We start from the raw sequence: 14,644 nt of genomic DNA on the forward strand, positions 1-14,644 counted from the left end.
TGAGTTCTCAAGAATCAGACGCACACCGTCCCAGCACCTCTCGGCACCAGCGGCGGGGCAACCTGCAGAAACTTACCCGTCCGGGTGTACCGCGTCAACTCCGGGGAGCTGCGCGACACTCGGCTGGCGAGCATCCGCCCCCAGGCACACCGACAGACCTGCCAGCGAGTCCTGCTGCTGGAGGTCTGAGGCGGATGCCTCGGGTCCTGCTGTGCTCCGGTCCGGGCCTTTCGGCCGGCTGCCGGGGCAACGAGAAGAACATTAGGTCGGCCGTCCCGGAAGCGTCAATTCGGGGCGTTCCCACCCTCGGGGAGGCCCGTCCGGCCGGCCACGACGGGGACGATGGCGCGGTGCTTGGCGCGGTGCTCCCCTCCCCCGTCGTGCGTCCCCGCACGCCTTGCGACCTGCCCGCACTGGTGCGCTCGCTCGGCGAGCAGCAGCCCACGTCGTCGTACCCGATGCGGTGGCCGCTGCCCTTCCCGGTCGAGCAGCTCATCGTGCGCGAGGGCCAGGAGCGCTCCTGGGTGGCGGCCCTCGGCGAGCGCGTGGTGGGCCACGTGGGCGTGGGCCGCCCGCGCGGCCTCCCTAGCGAACCAGGACCACCGCGGAGCCGTGCCCGAAGAGACCCTGGTTGGCGGTGATGCCGACCCGTGCCCCCTCGACCTGGCGGCCCTCGGCCTGCCCGCGCAGCTGCCAGGTGAGCTCGCAGACCTGGGCGAGGGCCTGGGCGGGCACGGCCTCGCCGAAGCAGGCCAGCCCGCCCGACGGGTTGACCGGGATCCGCCCACCGATCGTGGTCTCCCCCGCGCGCAGCAGGGACTCGGCCTCACCTCGCGCGCACAGCCCCAGGTCCTCGATCCAGTCGAGCTCGAGCGCCGTCGAGAGGTCGTAGACCTCGGCGACGTCGACGTCCTCGGGTCCGAGGCCGGCCTCCTCGTAGGCCGCCGCGGCCAGGGACTCCTTGAAGGTGTGCTCCGGCTCGGTGCCGCCGCTGGCGTCGGTGGACAGCAGCGGCATGTCGAGGACGGTGTTCGGGAAGGTGGGCGTGACCGTGGAGACGGCGCTCATCCGCACGCTCTCGCCCAGGCCGTGCCGACGGGCGTAGTCGTCGGAGACGAGCACCACCGCGGCGGCGCCGTCGGAGGTCGCGCAGATGTCGAGCAGGTGCAGCGGGTCGCTGACCACCGCGCTGGCCAGCACGTCGGCCACGCTGACCTCCTTGCGGTAGCGGGCGTTCGGGTTGGCCAGCCCGTGCCGCGAGTTCTTCACCTTCACCTGCGCGAAGTCCTCGGGTGTCGCGCCGTGGAGGTCCATCCGCCGGCGGGCGTACATCGCGAAGTAGGCCGGGTTGGTCATGCCCACGAGACGGAAGCGCAGCCAGTCGGGGTCGTCCCAGCGCTCGCCGGCGTTGGGCGCCAGGAATCCCTTGGGCGTGGTGTCGGCGCCCACGACCAGCGCCACCTCGCACAGCCCGGCGAGGATCCGTGCCCGCGCGGTGTCGAGGGCCTGCGCGCCGGTGGCGCAGGCGGCGTACGACGTGGCGATCCGCGCGCCGTTCCAGCCCAGCGCCTGGGCGAAGGTGGAACCGGCGACGTAGCCCGCGTAGCCGTTGCGCACGGTCTCGCCGCCTACCACCAGGTCGACGTCGCTCCACGGGACGCCCGCGTCGCCGAGTGCCTGGCGGGCGGCGTGCACGCCGTACTGCACGAAGCTGCGGCCCCACTTGCCCCACGGGTGCATGCCCACCCCGGCGACGGCGACCCCCCGGTCGGCGGGGCTCACTGGTCGGCCTCCTCGCCCAGCTCGGTGACGTGGCCCGACCCCAGCGGCAGCCACTTCCACACCAGGGCGCCACCCACGGCCTCGGGCTCGACGACGAGCTCGGCCTCGGCGCCCACGCGCAGGTCGTCGACGCCGTAGCCGCGGGCGACCTGGCCGAGCACGACGATGCCCTCGGGCAGCTCGACGGCTGCGATCGCGAACGGCTCGAACGGGTCGGGGGCGGGGTACGGCGGCGGCGGCTGGTACTGCGCGTCGGTGTAGGACCACACCCGCCCGCGGCGCGAGAGCGGAACCCGCTCGAACTCCTCGCCCTCGCACGCCGGGTGGCGGCAGTAGCCGGCCGCGGCGATCGTCGGCGGGAAGTAGACCGTGGCGCAGGTGGTGCACCGCTCGCCGGTGAGCGTGGGGTCGGGGCCGGTGGTGAACCACCCCTCGATGGCAGGTGCGGACATGCGCCCTCCAGAACTAGAACGTGTTCTCACACTAGCCCGGGAGGCGGCGCCGCGGCCACCGCGGTCTCACCCAGCGGCGACGGAGCGGGGTGTCTCAGGCGCGGGCGAGGAAGGCCAGGAGGTCCTGGCGGGTCAGCACGCCCACGGGCTTGCCGTCCTCGTGCACCAGCACCGCGTCGGCGCTCTCCATCAGGCGCACCGCGTCGGTGGCCTCCTCGGCGGCGCCGATGGTGGGCAGCGGCGCCGACATGTGGTCCTCGACCCGGTCGGTCAGGTGGGCGTGGCCGGCGTACAGGGCGTCGAGCAGGGCCCGGTCGGAGACGGAGCCCGCGACCTCGGCGGCCACGATCGGAGGCTCGGCGCGCACGACCGGCATCTGCGAGACGCCGTACTCCTGCAGGATCGCCACGGCCTCGGCGATGGTCTCGTTGGGGTGGGTGTGCACCAGGTCGGGCAGCCGCCCGGACTTGCCGCGCAGCACCTCCCCCACGGTCCGCGAGACGTCGCCGCCCTCGGAGGTGGCGAAGCCGTACTGCGCCAGCCACTCGTCGTTGAAGATCTTGGTCAGGTAGCCGCGCCCGGAGTCGGGCAGCAGGACGACGATGACGGCGTCGGTGCGGCCCTTCTCGGCCAGCTCGTGGGCCAGCTGGCGCGCCGCCACCACGGCCATGCCGCAGGATCCGCCCACCAGCAGCGCCTCCTCGCGGGCCAGGCGGCGCGTCATCGCGAAGGAGTCGGCGTCGGAGACCTCGATGACCCGGTCGGCCACCGAGCGGTCGTAGGTCTCGGGCCAGAAGTCCTCGCCCACGCCCTCGACGAGGTAGGGGCGCCCGTCGCCGCCCGAGTAGACCGAGCCGGCCGGGTCGGCGCCGACCACCTGGACCTGGCGCCCGGCCAGCGCAGCCTGCTCCTTGAGGTAGCGCCCGACGCCGGAGATGGTGCCGCCGGTGCCCATCCCGGTCACGAAGTGGGTGACCCGGCCCTCGGTCTGCTCCCAGACCTCGGGGCCGGTGGTCTCGTAGTGGCTGCGCGGGTTGTGCACGTTGGCGTACTGGTTGGGCTTCCAGGCGCCGGGCTGCGAGGCCAGCCGGTCGGAGACGTTGTAGTAGGAGTCGGGGTGCTCGGGGGCGACCGCGGTGGGGCAGACCACGACCTCGGCGCCGTAGGCCCGCAGCACGTTGCGCTTGTCCTCGCTGACCTTGTCGGGGCACACGAAGACGCACTTGTAGCCCTTCTGCTGCGCCACCATCGCCAGCCCGACGCCGGTGTTGCCGGAGGTCGGCTCGACGATCGTGCCGCCGGGCTGCAGCTCGCCGGAGGCCTCCGCGGCCTCGATCATGCGGGTGGCGATGCGGTCCTTCACCGAGCCGCCCGGGTTGAGGTACTCCACCTTCGCCAGCACGAGGGGGCCGTCGGCCAGCCCGTCGAGGGTGCGGCTCAGGCGCACGAGCGGGGTGTTGCCGATCAGGTCCAGGACGGAGTCGACGTACTGCATGTCCACAATCTAGGACGGCCGGGGGCGCCGCGACCAAACGTGACGACGACCACCGGTCGCTCCGGCGCCTCCGGGGTGGTCCGGTCGGGGTCCGCGCGGTCACTACACTCCCCGGTGTGGGGAAGGCAGCAGCAGCACGCAAGCTCGCGTCCGCCGCGGCCTACGGCGGCGGCGGGCTCTCCGTGCTGGGCGCCGGCCTCTACGGCGTCCTGACCGCCGAGGCCAAGCTGGCCCGCAAGACCATCGGGCCGATCCTCGAGGAGCCGCCGCCCGACCCGACCGGCTGGTACGGCCGCGGCCGGCCCGGTCCGGCGATCAAGGTGGCCCTGCTCGGCGACTCCAGCGCGGCCGGCTACGGCGTCGAGCGGGTCGAGCAGACCCCCGGGGCGCTGCTGGCCAGCGGCGTGGCCGAGCACGCCGACCGCCGCGTCTACCTGCGCGACTTCGCCGTCGTCGGCGCCAAGACCTCCGACCTCGACGAGCAGATCGACCGCGCGCTGCCCATCGAGCCCGACGTCGCGCTGATCCTGGTCGGCGCCAACGACGTCACCCACATCGTCCCGCCCGCCACGTCGATACGGCACCTGCAGGAGGGCGTGCGCCGCCTGCACGAGGCCGGCGTCGCCGTGGTGGTCGGCACCTGCCCCGACCTGGGCACCCTCAAGCCGATCGCGCCGCCGCTGAAGCAGGTGGCCCGCTCGTGGTCGCGCCGGCTCGCGGCCGGCCAGACCATCGCGGTCATCGAGGAGGGCGGGCGCACCGTCTCTCTCGGCTCGGTGCTCGGCCCCGAGTTCGCCGCCGCGCCCGCGCTGCTCTTCGGCCCCGACCAGTTCCACCCCTCCGCCACCGGCTACCGCTCCCTGGTCACCGTGCTGCTGCCCAGCGTGCTGGCCGCCCTCGGCGTGATCGAGGCCGACGAGGAGTCCCTGCAGGCGCTGCGCGGCGAGGGCGTGCTGCCGATCACCGACGCCGCCATCCAGGCCGTCAAGACCCCCGGCACCGAGCTCGACGGCACCCAGGTCGGCGGCGACCGCCGCGGCGTGCGCGGGCTGTGGGTCGAGCTGCGCCACCGCCGGCGCCGCCCCGCGACCGCCGGCGAGACCCCCGACGAGAACGACGACACCGACGTGCCGGTCGACGCCTGAGACCCCTCGCGGCGTACGACGACGGCCCCCGGAGCAGTGCTCCGGGGGCCGTCGTGTGCCGCACCGTGGCGGCGGTGGATCAGTCGTTCTGCAGGATCGCGAGGATGCGCAGCAGGTTGGTGTAGATCCACACCAGGCTGACGCTCAGCGCGAACGCCGCGCGCCAGGACTCCCGCTCGGGGATCCGGTTGGCCACGCCCTGCTCGACGAAGTCGAAGTCGAGGATGAGCATGAAGACACCGAGCACCAGGCCCGCGACCGCGAAGAGCAGGCCCAGGCCACCGAAGCCCAGGAAGCCCATCGCGCTGCCGAACATGCCGAGCACGACCTCGAGCAGGCCCAGGGCCACCATGCCGAACATGGCCGCGACCACGAAGGTGCGGAACTTGTTGCCGACCTGGATGTCGAAGAACTTGTAGGCGGCCAGGGTGCCGGCGAAGGCGGCGAAGGTGCCGATGACCGCCTGCATCACGATCGAGCCCGAGCCCTCGGGCACGAAGGTCTGCTCGATGACCTTCGAGAAGGCACCCATGCCCACGCCCTGGAGCGCGGCGTAGGCCAGCACCAGGCCGGGGCTGACGACCTTCTTGAAGGAGTTGACCATCGAGAGGGCGAACGCGCCGAAGGTGCCGATCATCAGGGCGGCGTAGAGCGAGCTGGCGGCCTCGGTGCTGCCGCGCAGGTCCGGGGTCACGACCCAGGTCGCGAAGGCGGCGACCAGGACCACGCCCAGGGTGATGGCGGTCTTCTGGACCACCGAGTCGATGGTCATGGGGGCGGCCGGCGCCTGCGGGGCGGCGTAGCCGGTGTCACCGGGGGTGCCGGTCCCCCAGGTCGAGGGGTCGGAGCCGTAGCCCCCGGCGTACGTCTGGTTGCCGTAGGCGTTCGCGCCGGAGCGGTTGAACTCCTCCGAGCGCGAGAACACCGGGTTGTTGCTCTTCATTGGTCTCTCCTTGGAGGCCGGGTGGTGGCCGCGTCGACGGCCGCTGTGGTGGTTCCACTGTAGTGGTTCCGACCAGTCCAACGCCGCGGCGGGCGCCGGCGTTCCCCCAAGGCCACGGGGGCGGCTGTGAAGTCGCTGAGAAACGCCGAGCCGGCTCGAGTTCCCGCCGAGCCGGCGCCAGTTCACTCGCACTGGCATGAACTGGCGCCGGCTCGCGAGGAAGTAGCGCCGGCTCGCGAGGAACTGGCGCCGGCTCGGGTCAGCGGCGTACGGCGTGCACGACGGTGTCGGTGACCGTGACCGGCCGGCCGTCGAGGTCCTGCGACCGGGTCGGTGCGTCCGCCGTCCGCAGCTCCCAGTCGGTGTCGTCGAGCAGCGCGGTGACCCGGTCGGGGCCGAAGAGCAGGTCCTCGCCGTGCGGGCGGCGCACGCCGGTGTGCTCGTCGTCGGGGTGGTGGCCCACCACCAGCAGCGACCCGCCGGGCGCCACGGTCGCGGCGAGGGCGGCGTACAGGGCGTCGAAGACCGGGCGGGGCACGTGCAGGAAGAAGACGGAGACCAGGTCGTAGGGGCCGCCGGGCACGGGTTCGTCGAGCAGGTCGACCTGGCGCAGGTCGACCTCGAGACCCTCCTCGGCGGCGCGGGCGGCGGCCCGGTCGAGCGCGACCTGGGAGACGTCGATGCCGGTGACCCGCCACCCGCGGGCGGCCAGCCACAACGCGTCGCCGCCCTCGCCGCAGCCCACGTCGAGGGCCGTGCCGGGCTCCAGGTCGCCGGCCTGCTCGACCAGGCGGGGGTTGACCCGTCCGCTCCAGATCGCGCCCTTCTCGGCGTACCGCTCGTCCCAGGCCCGGGCGCTCCACTGGTGCCGCTCGTCGTGCTCGCTCATCCGCCCATCATGACGGCCGGCCGGGCCCCGCGGGCGCCGAGGGAGGGTGACGGCAGGGCCGGGGACATTCCTCGCGGTCGCAGCGGCACCGCGATCGGCCCTGCCGGGGGCAGGAGCTGCCGGCCACGGATGGGGGGCATGAGTGGCCGGTGCTCGGTTCCCTCCCCACCAGCAGCGTACCCCCGTTCCGTGGTGCCCCCACTGGGACTCGAACCCAGACTGAGCCGCTTTTAAGGCGGTTTCCTCTGCCGATTGGGATACAGGGGCCGTGAGCCTGTCGGCTCAGAGGTAAGTCTTGCGCGCGTAGATGGCGTGCGCACCGGCGGCCCGGTCGACGAAGAGCAGCCCCTGGCAGTGGTCGATCTCGTGCTGCAGGGCGCGGGCCTCGAAGGCGCTGGTCTCGACCTCGACCTCCAGGCCGGTGCCCGGCAGCTGCCCGCGCACGGTCAGGCGCGAGGCGCGCTTCACGTCGCCGGTCAGGTCGGGGACGCTCATGCACCCCTCGCGCGCCTTCTCGTTGCGGCTCGAGGCGACGACCTCGGCGTTGCACAGCACGAACGTGCCGTGGTGCCCGCGGGTCTTGGGGTGCTCGGAGACGTCGACGCAGAACATCTGGGCGCTGACCCCGACCTGCGGGGCGGCCAGGCCCACGCAGCCGGGGCTGACCCGCATCGTGGCGACGAGGTCGGCGGCCAGCTGGACGCTCTCGGCGCTGCAGGGGTCGACCCGCTCCCCCACCGTCGAGAGCACCTCCGCGGGGGCGCGCACGACCTCGAGCACGCGTCCCTCGACGCCCAGGTCGTGCTCGCTCCAGGCCGCGACCGGGTGCTCGCTCACAGCTCGTCGGCCTCGGCCGCGCGCAGCGTGGCGCGCACGCCGAGGCCCGCGGCGGCCTCGTCGATGGCCTGCGACAGCGCGCCGGCATCGGCGTCGGCGGGCAGGTCGATCTCGGCGACGAGCAGGTAGAGGTCGCCGGCCAGCCGGGTGGTGAGGTCGGTGATGTTGCCGCCCACCATCGCGACCCGGCCGATGATCGCCGAGACGATGCCGGCCCGGTCGCCGCCGTGCACGGTCAGCAGCCAGCTCGTGCCCTGCCCCACGGGGGCCGGCTCGGCGTGCGCGTCGTCGACGTCGCGCACGGTGACGGTGAGGGCGCTGTCGGCTGCCAGCGGCGCCAGCGCCTGCTCGATCTCGACGCCGGCCGCGGGCCCGGAGCACACGAGCGTCATCGCGAAGTGCCCCCGCAGCAGCGTCATCGTGGAGTCCTCGATGTTGAGGCCCAGCTCGGCGAGACGGCCGGTGGTCTCGGCGATGATGCCGGGCCGGTCGTGGCCCAGGACGGTGACGGCGTGCAGGCTGGTCGGTGCGGGGTCGGTGCTCACCCGTCCATTCTCGCAAGAGCCGCCGCGCGGCCGAGCACCTCGTCCGTCATCTGCTCGCTCAGCCGCCCCGTGACGGTGTTGTGCGGGCTCGGGTGGTAGCACCCCAGCAGCGGCAGCTCGCGCCCGTCGACGGGCAGGCGGACCTCGGCGGCGTGCCCGAAGCGCGGCCGCGGACGCGGCACGTCGGCGCCCACCCGGGCCAGCGCCGTCAGGGCCGCGGCCCACCCGAAGGCGCCCAGCGCCACCACGACCTCGACGCCGGGCAGGAGCAGTGCGAGCTCCTCGTCGAGCCACGGGGCGCAGGTGTCGCGCTCGGCGGGGGTGGGCCTGTTGTCGGGCGGCGCGCAGCGCACCGCGGAGACCAGGCGGGTGCCGCGCAGCGCCTGGCCGTCGCCGGCGTGGGTGCTGGTCGGGATCGCGGCCAGGCCGACCCGGTGCAGGGAGGCGAAGAGCCAGTCGCCGGAGCGGTCGCCGGTGAAGATCCGCCCGGTCCGGTTGGCCCCGTGGGCGGCCGGGGCCAGGCCCACGACGAGGATGCGCGGGTCGCTCGAGCCCCAGCCGGGCACCGGTCGCCCCCAGTAGTCCTCGTCGGCGTACGCCGCCCGCTTCTCGCGCGCGACCTGCTCGCGCCACGCGACCAGGCGCGGGCAGGCCCGGCAGTCGACCAGGCGGTCCTCGAGCCGCTGCAGCGGGTCGAGCGGCTCGCGGGGCACCTCAGCCGTCGGCCAGCGCCGAGCGCACCAGCGCGGCCGAGAGCCGCGCCACCTCGCCCGGGTCGGCACCGACCACGTCGGCCAGGGCGCCGGGGTCGGTGGGCAGGCCCAGCCCTCCGGCCCGCTCCAGGCCGCGGTCGTCGAAGAACGGCACCAGCTCGGGCCACACGGCCTGGGCCTCGCGGCAGAAGATCCGGGCGCCGGTGGGCCCCACCCGCGGGAACTCCTGCAGCGCCTCGACCAGCGCGTCGCGGTCGCCGTCGGCCTCGCGTCGCAGCCGGCGCAGGTCGCCGCCGTGGTGCTCCTCCAGCAGGGCGGCCGACTCCTCGAGCACCGTGGCGGTGCGCTCGTCGTAGCGGCGGTAGCCGCCGCGGCCCAGGGCGTAGACGCGCTGCTGCCACGTGGCCGAGCGCATCCGCTCGGGCGTGCGCCACCCCGCCCGGAAGAGCTCGTGGGCGGTCGTGGCCGCCACGTCGGCCGAGATCGGCGCCGACGACAGCGTCGCCAGCACCAGCAGCTGGAAGAGCGGCGCCGGCTTGTCGCGCAGCGTGATGCCGGCCTGGTCGGCGTAGGTGCGCCCGTGCTCGGCGAGCAGCTCCTCGAGCACCCCCTCGGGCACCTGGTCGCGGCTCACGTCGTCTCCCCCGCGTGCCGACCTCCCCGGCGCGGCAGCCGGGCCAGCGACCGGGTCGCGGGCCCCTCGAGCACCTCGCCGTCGGCGGAGAACCGCGAGCCGTGCAGGGGGCAGTCGTAGGTCTGCTCGTGGTCGTTCCAGCGCAGCGTCCCGCCCAGGTGGGTGCAGACGGGGAGTGCCGCGCAGCCGCCCGCCTCGGTGGCGGCCCTCGACGGCGGCCGGCGTACGCCGCGCGCGAGGGAGCCGACCTCGCCCGCCGCCACCCCCGCCTGCACGCCGAGGAAGGCGGGCAGGTCGCGCAGCCGCGGCGCACGGGTGTAGAGGTCGCGCGCCCACGGCACCGGCGCACCGGTCTGCTCGCCCGCCAGCGCCAGGCCGGCGGCGACGCCGCTGGTCAGGCCCCACTTGCGGTAGCCCGTGGCCACGCTGACCCGCGACGTCGGCGAGCCCAGGCCGCCCACCAGCGGGAGCCCGTCGAGGGAGACGTAGTCCTGGGCCGACCAGGCGGCCAGCTCGACGGCGTCGGAGAAGTGCTCGGCGGTCCAGGAGCGCAGCCGGTCGACGCGGGTGGACTCCCGGCGGCCGCGTCCGGTCTCGTGCCCCTCGCCGCCCACCAGCAGCAGGCCGCTGCCGTCGAGCTCGCCCCCGCGCCACGACCGGCCGGGCGAGCCCGCCGAGAGCGCCATCACCTCGGGCGGCGCGGGGTGGCGGTAGGCCACCAGGTAGCTGCGCTGCGGCGTCAGCCGGGCGAAGTGCAGGCGGCGGTCGACCACGGGCGTGCCGGTGGCGAGCACCACGTGCTCCCCGCGCACGTCGAGGCCGTCCTCGCCCAGCACGTGCACCACCTCCCCGCGCTGGCGCAGCCGCTGGACCCGGCGCCCGGTCAGCAGCCGGCCGCCGCCGGCGCGCACCCGGTCGAGCAGCGCCAGCACCAGCGCGACGGGGTCGAGCTGCAGCTGGTCGGCCAGCACGGTGGCCGCGTGGGCCGGCACCGGCAGGTCGGGCGTGCCGCGCCAGGCGACGTCGAGGCCGAGGGAGGCGGCCGCCTCGTGCTCCTCGCGCACCGTCGGCACCTCCTCGGGCGCGGCGGCGTACGTCACGGCGTCACGGCGCTCGGCCGGCACGCCGGTCTCCTCGCAGAAGGCCGCCACCCAGTCGAGGGCGGCCAGGCTGCTCTCGACGTACGCCTCGAGGCGCCGGCGACCGCCGGAGCCGTGCTGGCTGGTCAACGACGACAGGGTCGTGCCCTGCAGCGCCGAGACCTTGCCGGTGGTGCGCCCGGTCGTGACCGCTCCCGGGTGGCGCGCCTCGACGACGAGCACCGAGCGCCCGGCCCGCACCAGCGCCAGCGCGGTCGTCAGGCCGGTGACGCCGGCCCCGACGACGACCGTGTCGAAGGTCTCGTCGGGGCCCGCCTGCCCGGGATCCGGGTCGGCCGGCTGGGTCGGGGGGTGTCCCCGGTGCTGCCACCACACGCTCTCGGCGCTCATCTGCACTCCTGGACGGGTCGAGGGGCCGGACCCGTCCCAGCCTGCGACAACCCCCGCCGGGCACGACTCACCCCCAGGGAGGTCGCGTCGACCCCCGTCGGCCGCGCACCGTGGGGCACTGGCTCGCCGGGGACCCCGGTGAGCGCTGGAGCACGTACGACGACGAGCAAAGGGAGCACCCCCCATGAAGGCAGTCACCTGGCAGGGCCCGTCCAAGATCAGCGTCGAGGACGTGCCGGACCCCACCATCCAGGACCCCTCCGACGCGATCGTCGAGATCACCACCACCGGTCTCTGCGGCTCGGACCTGCACCTCTACGAGCCCCTGGCCCCGTTCATGACCCCCGGCGACATCGTCGGCCACGAGCCGATGGGCATCGTGCGCGAGGTCGGGCCCGGGGTCAGCAAGCTCAAGGTCGGCGACCGGGTCGTGGTGCCGTTCAACATCAGCTGCGGCAGCTGCTGGACCTGTGAGCGCGGCCTGTACTCGCAGTGCGAGACCACCCAGAACCACGAGCACGGCACCGGCGCCAGCCTCTTCGGCTTCAGCAGCCTCTACGGCGCGGTGCCCGGCGGGCAGGCCGAGCTGCTGCGCGTGCCGTTCGCCGACTTCCTGCCGGTCAAGGTGCCCGAGGGCCCCGTCGACGACCGCTTCGTCTTCCTCTCCGACGTGCTGCCCACGGCCTGGCAGGGCGTCGAGTACGCCGACTGCCCCGCCGACGGCACCCTGCTGATCATGGGCGCCGGACCGATCGGCGACATGGCCGCGCGGATCGCGATGCACCGCGGCATCCGGGTGATCGTGGTCGACCGCGTGCCCGAGCGGCTCGCCCGGGTGCGGGCCCGCGGCGCGGAGACGATCGACCTCGACGCCGTCGACGACGTCGCCGAGGAGGTCCGCAGCCGCACCGGTGGGCGCGGCGCCGACGCGGTCATCGACGCGGTGGGCATGGAGGCGCACGGCAACCCGGTGGCCGAGAAGGCGATCAAGGCCGTGGGGCTGCTGCCCGACGCGGTGGCCAAGCCGCTGATGATGTCGGCCGGCTTCGACCGGCTCGCGGCGCTGCACGCCTCGCTCGACGCCGTACGTCGCGGCGGCACCGTGTCGCTGCTCGGCGTCTACGGCGGCGCCGCCGACCCGATGCCGCTGATGCAGATGTTCGACAAGCAGCTGCAGCTGCGGATGGGCCAGGCCAACGTGCGCCGGTGGACCGACGACATCATGCCGCTGTTGGTCGACGACGCCGACCCGCTGGGCACCGAGCAGTTCGTGACCCACCGGCTCCCCCTCGCCGAGGCGCCGGAGGCCTACGCCAAGTTCCAGGGCAAGCAGGACGAGATGATCAAGGTCGTCTTCACGCCCTGACCGACCCCACGGCCCCACGACGAGAGCCGCCCGCCCCGGGAGTCCCGGGACGGGCGGCTCTTCGTCGTCGTGGAGACCGGCTCAGGGAGCCGGCGGCATCGAGTTCTGGCGCCTCGCGGCCTCCACGGCGTCGGAGGCGACCTCGCCGGCCTTCTCCTTGACCGTGTCGGTGGCGCGCTGGGTGGCGTCCTGGACCCGCGGGTCGCGGCGGACCCGCGCTGCGCCCGCCTTGATCTGCTCGTAGCGCTCGTGGCCGGCGCGGGCGCCGAGCACGTAGCCGGCGCCGGCGGCGATCAGCATCGGGATCTTCTTCATGGGTCTGGTCCTCTCGTCGGTGACCCGGTCCCCCTACCCGCTGTGCGGCGGCTCAATCCACCTCAGGGGGAGGGCTGAGCCGAGCGCTGGGCGAGGTCCCAGGCGATCCCGTCGAGGATGTCGCTCTCGCTGACGACCAGCTCGGTGGCCCTGGTGCGCGCCAGCACCCGCGACACGATCAGCGCGCCGGCGGCGATCACGTCGGCGCGGCCGGGGTGCATCCACGGCAGGTCGAGGCGCTGCTCGACGCTGAGGCCGACCAGCCGGTCGCACTCGCGGTGCACCTCGGCGACGTCGAGCACCTGCTGGTCGATCAGCGCGCGGTCGTAGGCGGCCAGGGCGAGCACGCCGGCGGCCAGGGTGGTGATCGTGCCGGCCACCCCGACCACGCTCAGGGCGTCGCCGGCGGCCACCGGGCACTGGTCGAGGGCCGCGTCGACGTCGGCCACGCAGGCCGCGACCTCCTCGGCGCTCGGCGGGTCGGAGTGCAGGTGCCGCTCGGTGAGCCGCACCGAGCCGATGTCCATCGAGTGCGCCTGGTCGGGCCGGTCCTGCTCGGCGCCGGCGTGGCCGAGCACCAGCTCGGTCGAGCCGCCGCCCACGTCGACGACGAGCACCGGGGCAGCCGGGGTCTCGCGCAGCACCCGCACCGAGCCGGCCCAGGCCAGCCGGGCCTCCTCGCCGCCGGTGAGCACCTCGGGGCGCACGCCCAGGCGCTGCTCGACGCCGTCGCCGAACTCCTCGGCGTTGTCGGCGTCGCGGGTCGCCGAGGTCGCGCAGAAGCGGGTGTGCACCGGGTCGACCCGGTGCTCGCGCACCAGGGCGGCGTACTCGTCGACGGCCGCGAAGGTGCGCGCCAGGGCCGCCTCGGCCAGCCGGCCGGTGCGGTCGACGCCCTCGCCGAGGCGCACCATCCGCGACTCGCGGGCCACTTCGGTGGCGGTGCCCGCCTCGACGTCGACGTCGGCGACGAGCAGCTTGACGGTGTTGGTGCCGCAGTCGACCGCGGCTACACGCACGGGCCGGGCTCCCACCAGGCGCCGAGCGCGTCGAGGACCTCGTCGCCGAGCGGGTTCACGCCGCGGCCCTGGGCCAGGGACTGGCCGGCCAGCACGTGCAGGCACTTGACGCGGTCGGGCATCCCGCCCGCCGAGATGCCCTCGATCTCGGGCACGTCGAGGCCGGCGGCCCGGCCGATCTCGGTGCGCGCGGCGAGGTAGCGCTCGTGGGCGGCGGCGTACGCCGCGGCCAGCTCCTCGTCGTCGGCGAGGCGCGCCTCCATCTCCTTCATCAGTCCCGAGCCCTCGAGGGTGCCGATGCGCGAGGCCGCGCGCGGGCAGGTGAGGTAGTAGGTGGTCGGGAACGGCGTGCCGCTGGGCAGCCGCGGCACCGTGGTCACCACGTCGGGGTTGCCGCAGGGGCAGCGGTGCCCGACCTCGGCGATGCCGCTGGCCGAGCGGCCGAGCTGCTCGTCGACGACCGCCTGGTCGGCCGGGTCGATGCCGGGCAGCCGGTCGGTCGGCTGGTCGCTCACTGCTGCTCCTCGGAGCCGTCGATCTCGGTCAGGGGCGGGGTGCCGGGGTTGCGCGGCGGGTTGCCGGCCAGCAGCACCGAGGCCCAGGCGTCCTCCCAGAAGGCCGGCTCGACCTCGGGGCCGACCTGGTCGGGGTCGGCGAGCTCGGCGGCCGGCTCGAGCGGCTCACCGTTCTCGTCGAGCACGACGTACGACGTCTCGCCGGGCATCACGTAGCCCAGCTCGCGCGCCTCCTGGGTGACGTAGGCGGGGTCCTCCCAGCGGCGCATCTCGCGCTCGAGGTCGGAGATGCTGGCCTCGGTCTCGGCGATCTCGGCGCGCAGCGCGTCGAGCTCGCTGCGCTGCTGCAGGTAGGCGCGCGCCGAGCTGGCGTAGGAGACGGCCAGCACCGCGACCACCAGCACCAGCACCGCCGCGCGACCGGTCGGTCGGGGGCGACGGCGGGGCGTGGCACCCGTGGGAGGGGTCGGCCCGGGGGGGGGGGGGGGGGGGGGGGGGGGGGGG

At 74.7% G+C, this 14,644-nt stretch carries 16 protein-coding genes and 1 tRNA gene; 2 read left to right on the plus strand and 15 right to left on the minus strand.

What is annotated here, in order from left to right:
* Positions 1-585: 585 nt before the first annotated feature.
* The 3 genes from ABKW28_RS21235 to ABKW28_RS21245 all read right to left on the minus strand — a co-directional run bounded on the left by ABKW28_RS21235 (position 586) and on the right by ABKW28_RS21245 (position 3,729).
* Complete coding sequence (locus ABKW28_RS21235) at positions 586-1,782, minus strand: lipid-transfer protein (RefSeq protein ID WP_348613068.1); 1,197 nt, start codon at positions 1,780-1,782, stop codon at positions 586-588.
* A complete protein-coding gene (locus ABKW28_RS21240; protein WP_348613070.1) occupies positions 1,779-2,234 on the minus strand; it encodes an OB-fold domain-containing protein in 456 nt (151 codons plus the stop codon). The genes ABKW28_RS21235 and ABKW28_RS21240 overlap by 4 nt, the downstream gene beginning before the upstream one ends.
* A 94-nt stretch (positions 2,235-2,328) precedes the next feature.
* Entirely contained in the window at positions 2,329-3,729 is a 1,401-nt protein-coding gene (locus ABKW28_RS21245) for a cystathionine beta-synthase (RefSeq protein WP_348613075.1), read from the minus strand.
* Between the two features lie 116 nt (positions 3,730-3,845).
* Here ABKW28_RS21245 and ABKW28_RS21250 point away from each other — a divergent pair, with 116 nt between their 5' ends.
* Positions 3,846-4,874, plus strand: coding sequence for an SGNH/GDSL hydrolase family protein (locus tag ABKW28_RS21250; protein WP_348613077.1), 1,029 nt, complete (start codon positions 3,846-3,848; stop codon positions 4,872-4,874).
* A gap of 79 nt (positions 4,875-4,953) precedes the next feature.
* Here the strand turns inward: ABKW28_RS21250 and ABKW28_RS21255 are convergent, their stop codons facing one another.
* From ABKW28_RS21255 to ABKW28_RS21290, 8 genes are all read right to left on the minus strand, one after another.
* Positions 4,954-5,817, minus strand: a complete 864-nt coding sequence (locus tag ABKW28_RS21255; RefSeq protein WP_348613079.1) for a Bax inhibitor-1/YccA family protein — start codon at positions 5,815-5,817, stop codon at positions 4,954-4,956.
* Positions 5,818-6,076: 259 nt separating this feature from the next.
* Positions 6,077-6,706, minus strand: a complete 630-nt coding sequence (locus ABKW28_RS21260) for a class I SAM-dependent methyltransferase (protein WP_341231092.1) — start codon at positions 6,704-6,706, stop codon at positions 6,077-6,079.
* Between the two features lie 190 nt (positions 6,707-6,896).
* Positions 6,897-6,973, minus strand: a tRNA-Leu gene (locus ABKW28_RS21265).
* A gap of 15 nt (positions 6,974-6,988) precedes the next feature.
* On the minus strand, positions 6,989-7,543 hold the full coding sequence (gene def / locus ABKW28_RS21270) for a peptide deformylase (protein WP_341231091.1): 555 nt from the start codon (positions 7,541-7,543) through the stop codon (positions 6,989-6,991).
* Entirely contained in the window at positions 7,540-8,088 is a 549-nt protein-coding gene (locus tag ABKW28_RS21275; protein ID WP_348613081.1) for an ACT domain-containing protein, read from the minus strand. Before ABKW28_RS21275 ends, def begins: the two co-directional genes overlap by 4 nt.
* Positions 8,085-8,801 (minus strand): uracil-DNA glycosylase, encoded by a 717-nt coding sequence (locus ABKW28_RS21280; RefSeq protein WP_348613083.1) that lies wholly within the window; start codon positions 8,799-8,801, stop codon positions 8,085-8,087. Before ABKW28_RS21280 ends, ABKW28_RS21275 begins: the two co-directional genes overlap by 4 nt.
* 1 nt (position 8,802) lies before the next feature.
* Complete coding sequence (locus ABKW28_RS21285) at positions 8,803-9,435, minus strand: endonuclease (RefSeq protein ID WP_348613085.1); 633 nt, start codon at positions 9,433-9,435, stop codon at positions 8,803-8,805.
* Positions 9,432-10,925: an FAD-dependent oxidoreductase gene (locus tag ABKW28_RS21290; RefSeq protein ID WP_348613087.1), complete on the minus strand. Its 1,494-nt coding sequence runs from the start codon at positions 10,923-10,925 to the stop codon at positions 9,432-9,434. Before ABKW28_RS21290 ends, ABKW28_RS21285 begins: the two co-directional genes overlap by 4 nt.
* A gap of 184 nt (positions 10,926-11,109) precedes the next feature.
* Here ABKW28_RS21290 and ABKW28_RS21295 point away from each other — a divergent pair, with 184 nt between their 5' ends.
* Entirely contained in the window at positions 11,110-12,291 is a 1,182-nt protein-coding gene (locus ABKW28_RS21295) for a zinc-dependent alcohol dehydrogenase (RefSeq protein ID WP_193670061.1), read from the plus strand.
* Positions 12,292-12,372: 81 nt separating this feature from the next.
* Here ABKW28_RS21295 and ABKW28_RS21300 read toward each other — a convergent pair whose 3' ends face one another.
* The 4 genes from ABKW28_RS21300 to ABKW28_RS21315 form a co-directional block, all read right to left on the minus strand.
* Entirely contained in the window at positions 12,373-12,606 is a 234-nt protein-coding gene (locus ABKW28_RS21300) for a hypothetical protein (RefSeq protein WP_193670062.1), read from the minus strand.
* A 62-nt stretch (positions 12,607-12,668) separates the two neighbouring features.
* A complete protein-coding gene (locus tag ABKW28_RS21305; protein ID WP_348613089.1) occupies positions 12,669-13,625 on the minus strand; it encodes an exopolyphosphatase in 957 nt (318 codons plus the stop codon).
* Positions 13,616-14,116 carry a DUF501 domain-containing protein gene (locus ABKW28_RS21310; RefSeq protein WP_193670190.1) on the minus strand — a complete coding sequence of 167 codons (501 nt, stop codon included), beginning with the start codon at positions 14,114-14,116 and terminating at the stop codon, positions 13,616-13,618. Before ABKW28_RS21310 ends, ABKW28_RS21305 begins: the two co-directional genes overlap by 10 nt.
* 20 nt (positions 14,117-14,136) lie before the next feature.
* Positions 14,137-14,550, minus strand: a complete 414-nt coding sequence (locus ABKW28_RS21315; RefSeq protein ID WP_348613091.1) for a septum formation initiator family protein — start codon at positions 14,548-14,550, stop codon at positions 14,137-14,139.
* Positions 14,551-14,644 lie beyond the last annotated feature (94 nt).

The sequence above is a fragment of the Nocardioides sp. 31GB23 genome (assembly GCF_040012395.1).
Taxonomy (GTDB): Bacteria; Actinomycetota; Actinomycetes; order Propionibacteriales; family Nocardioidaceae; genus Nocardioides; species Nocardioides salarius.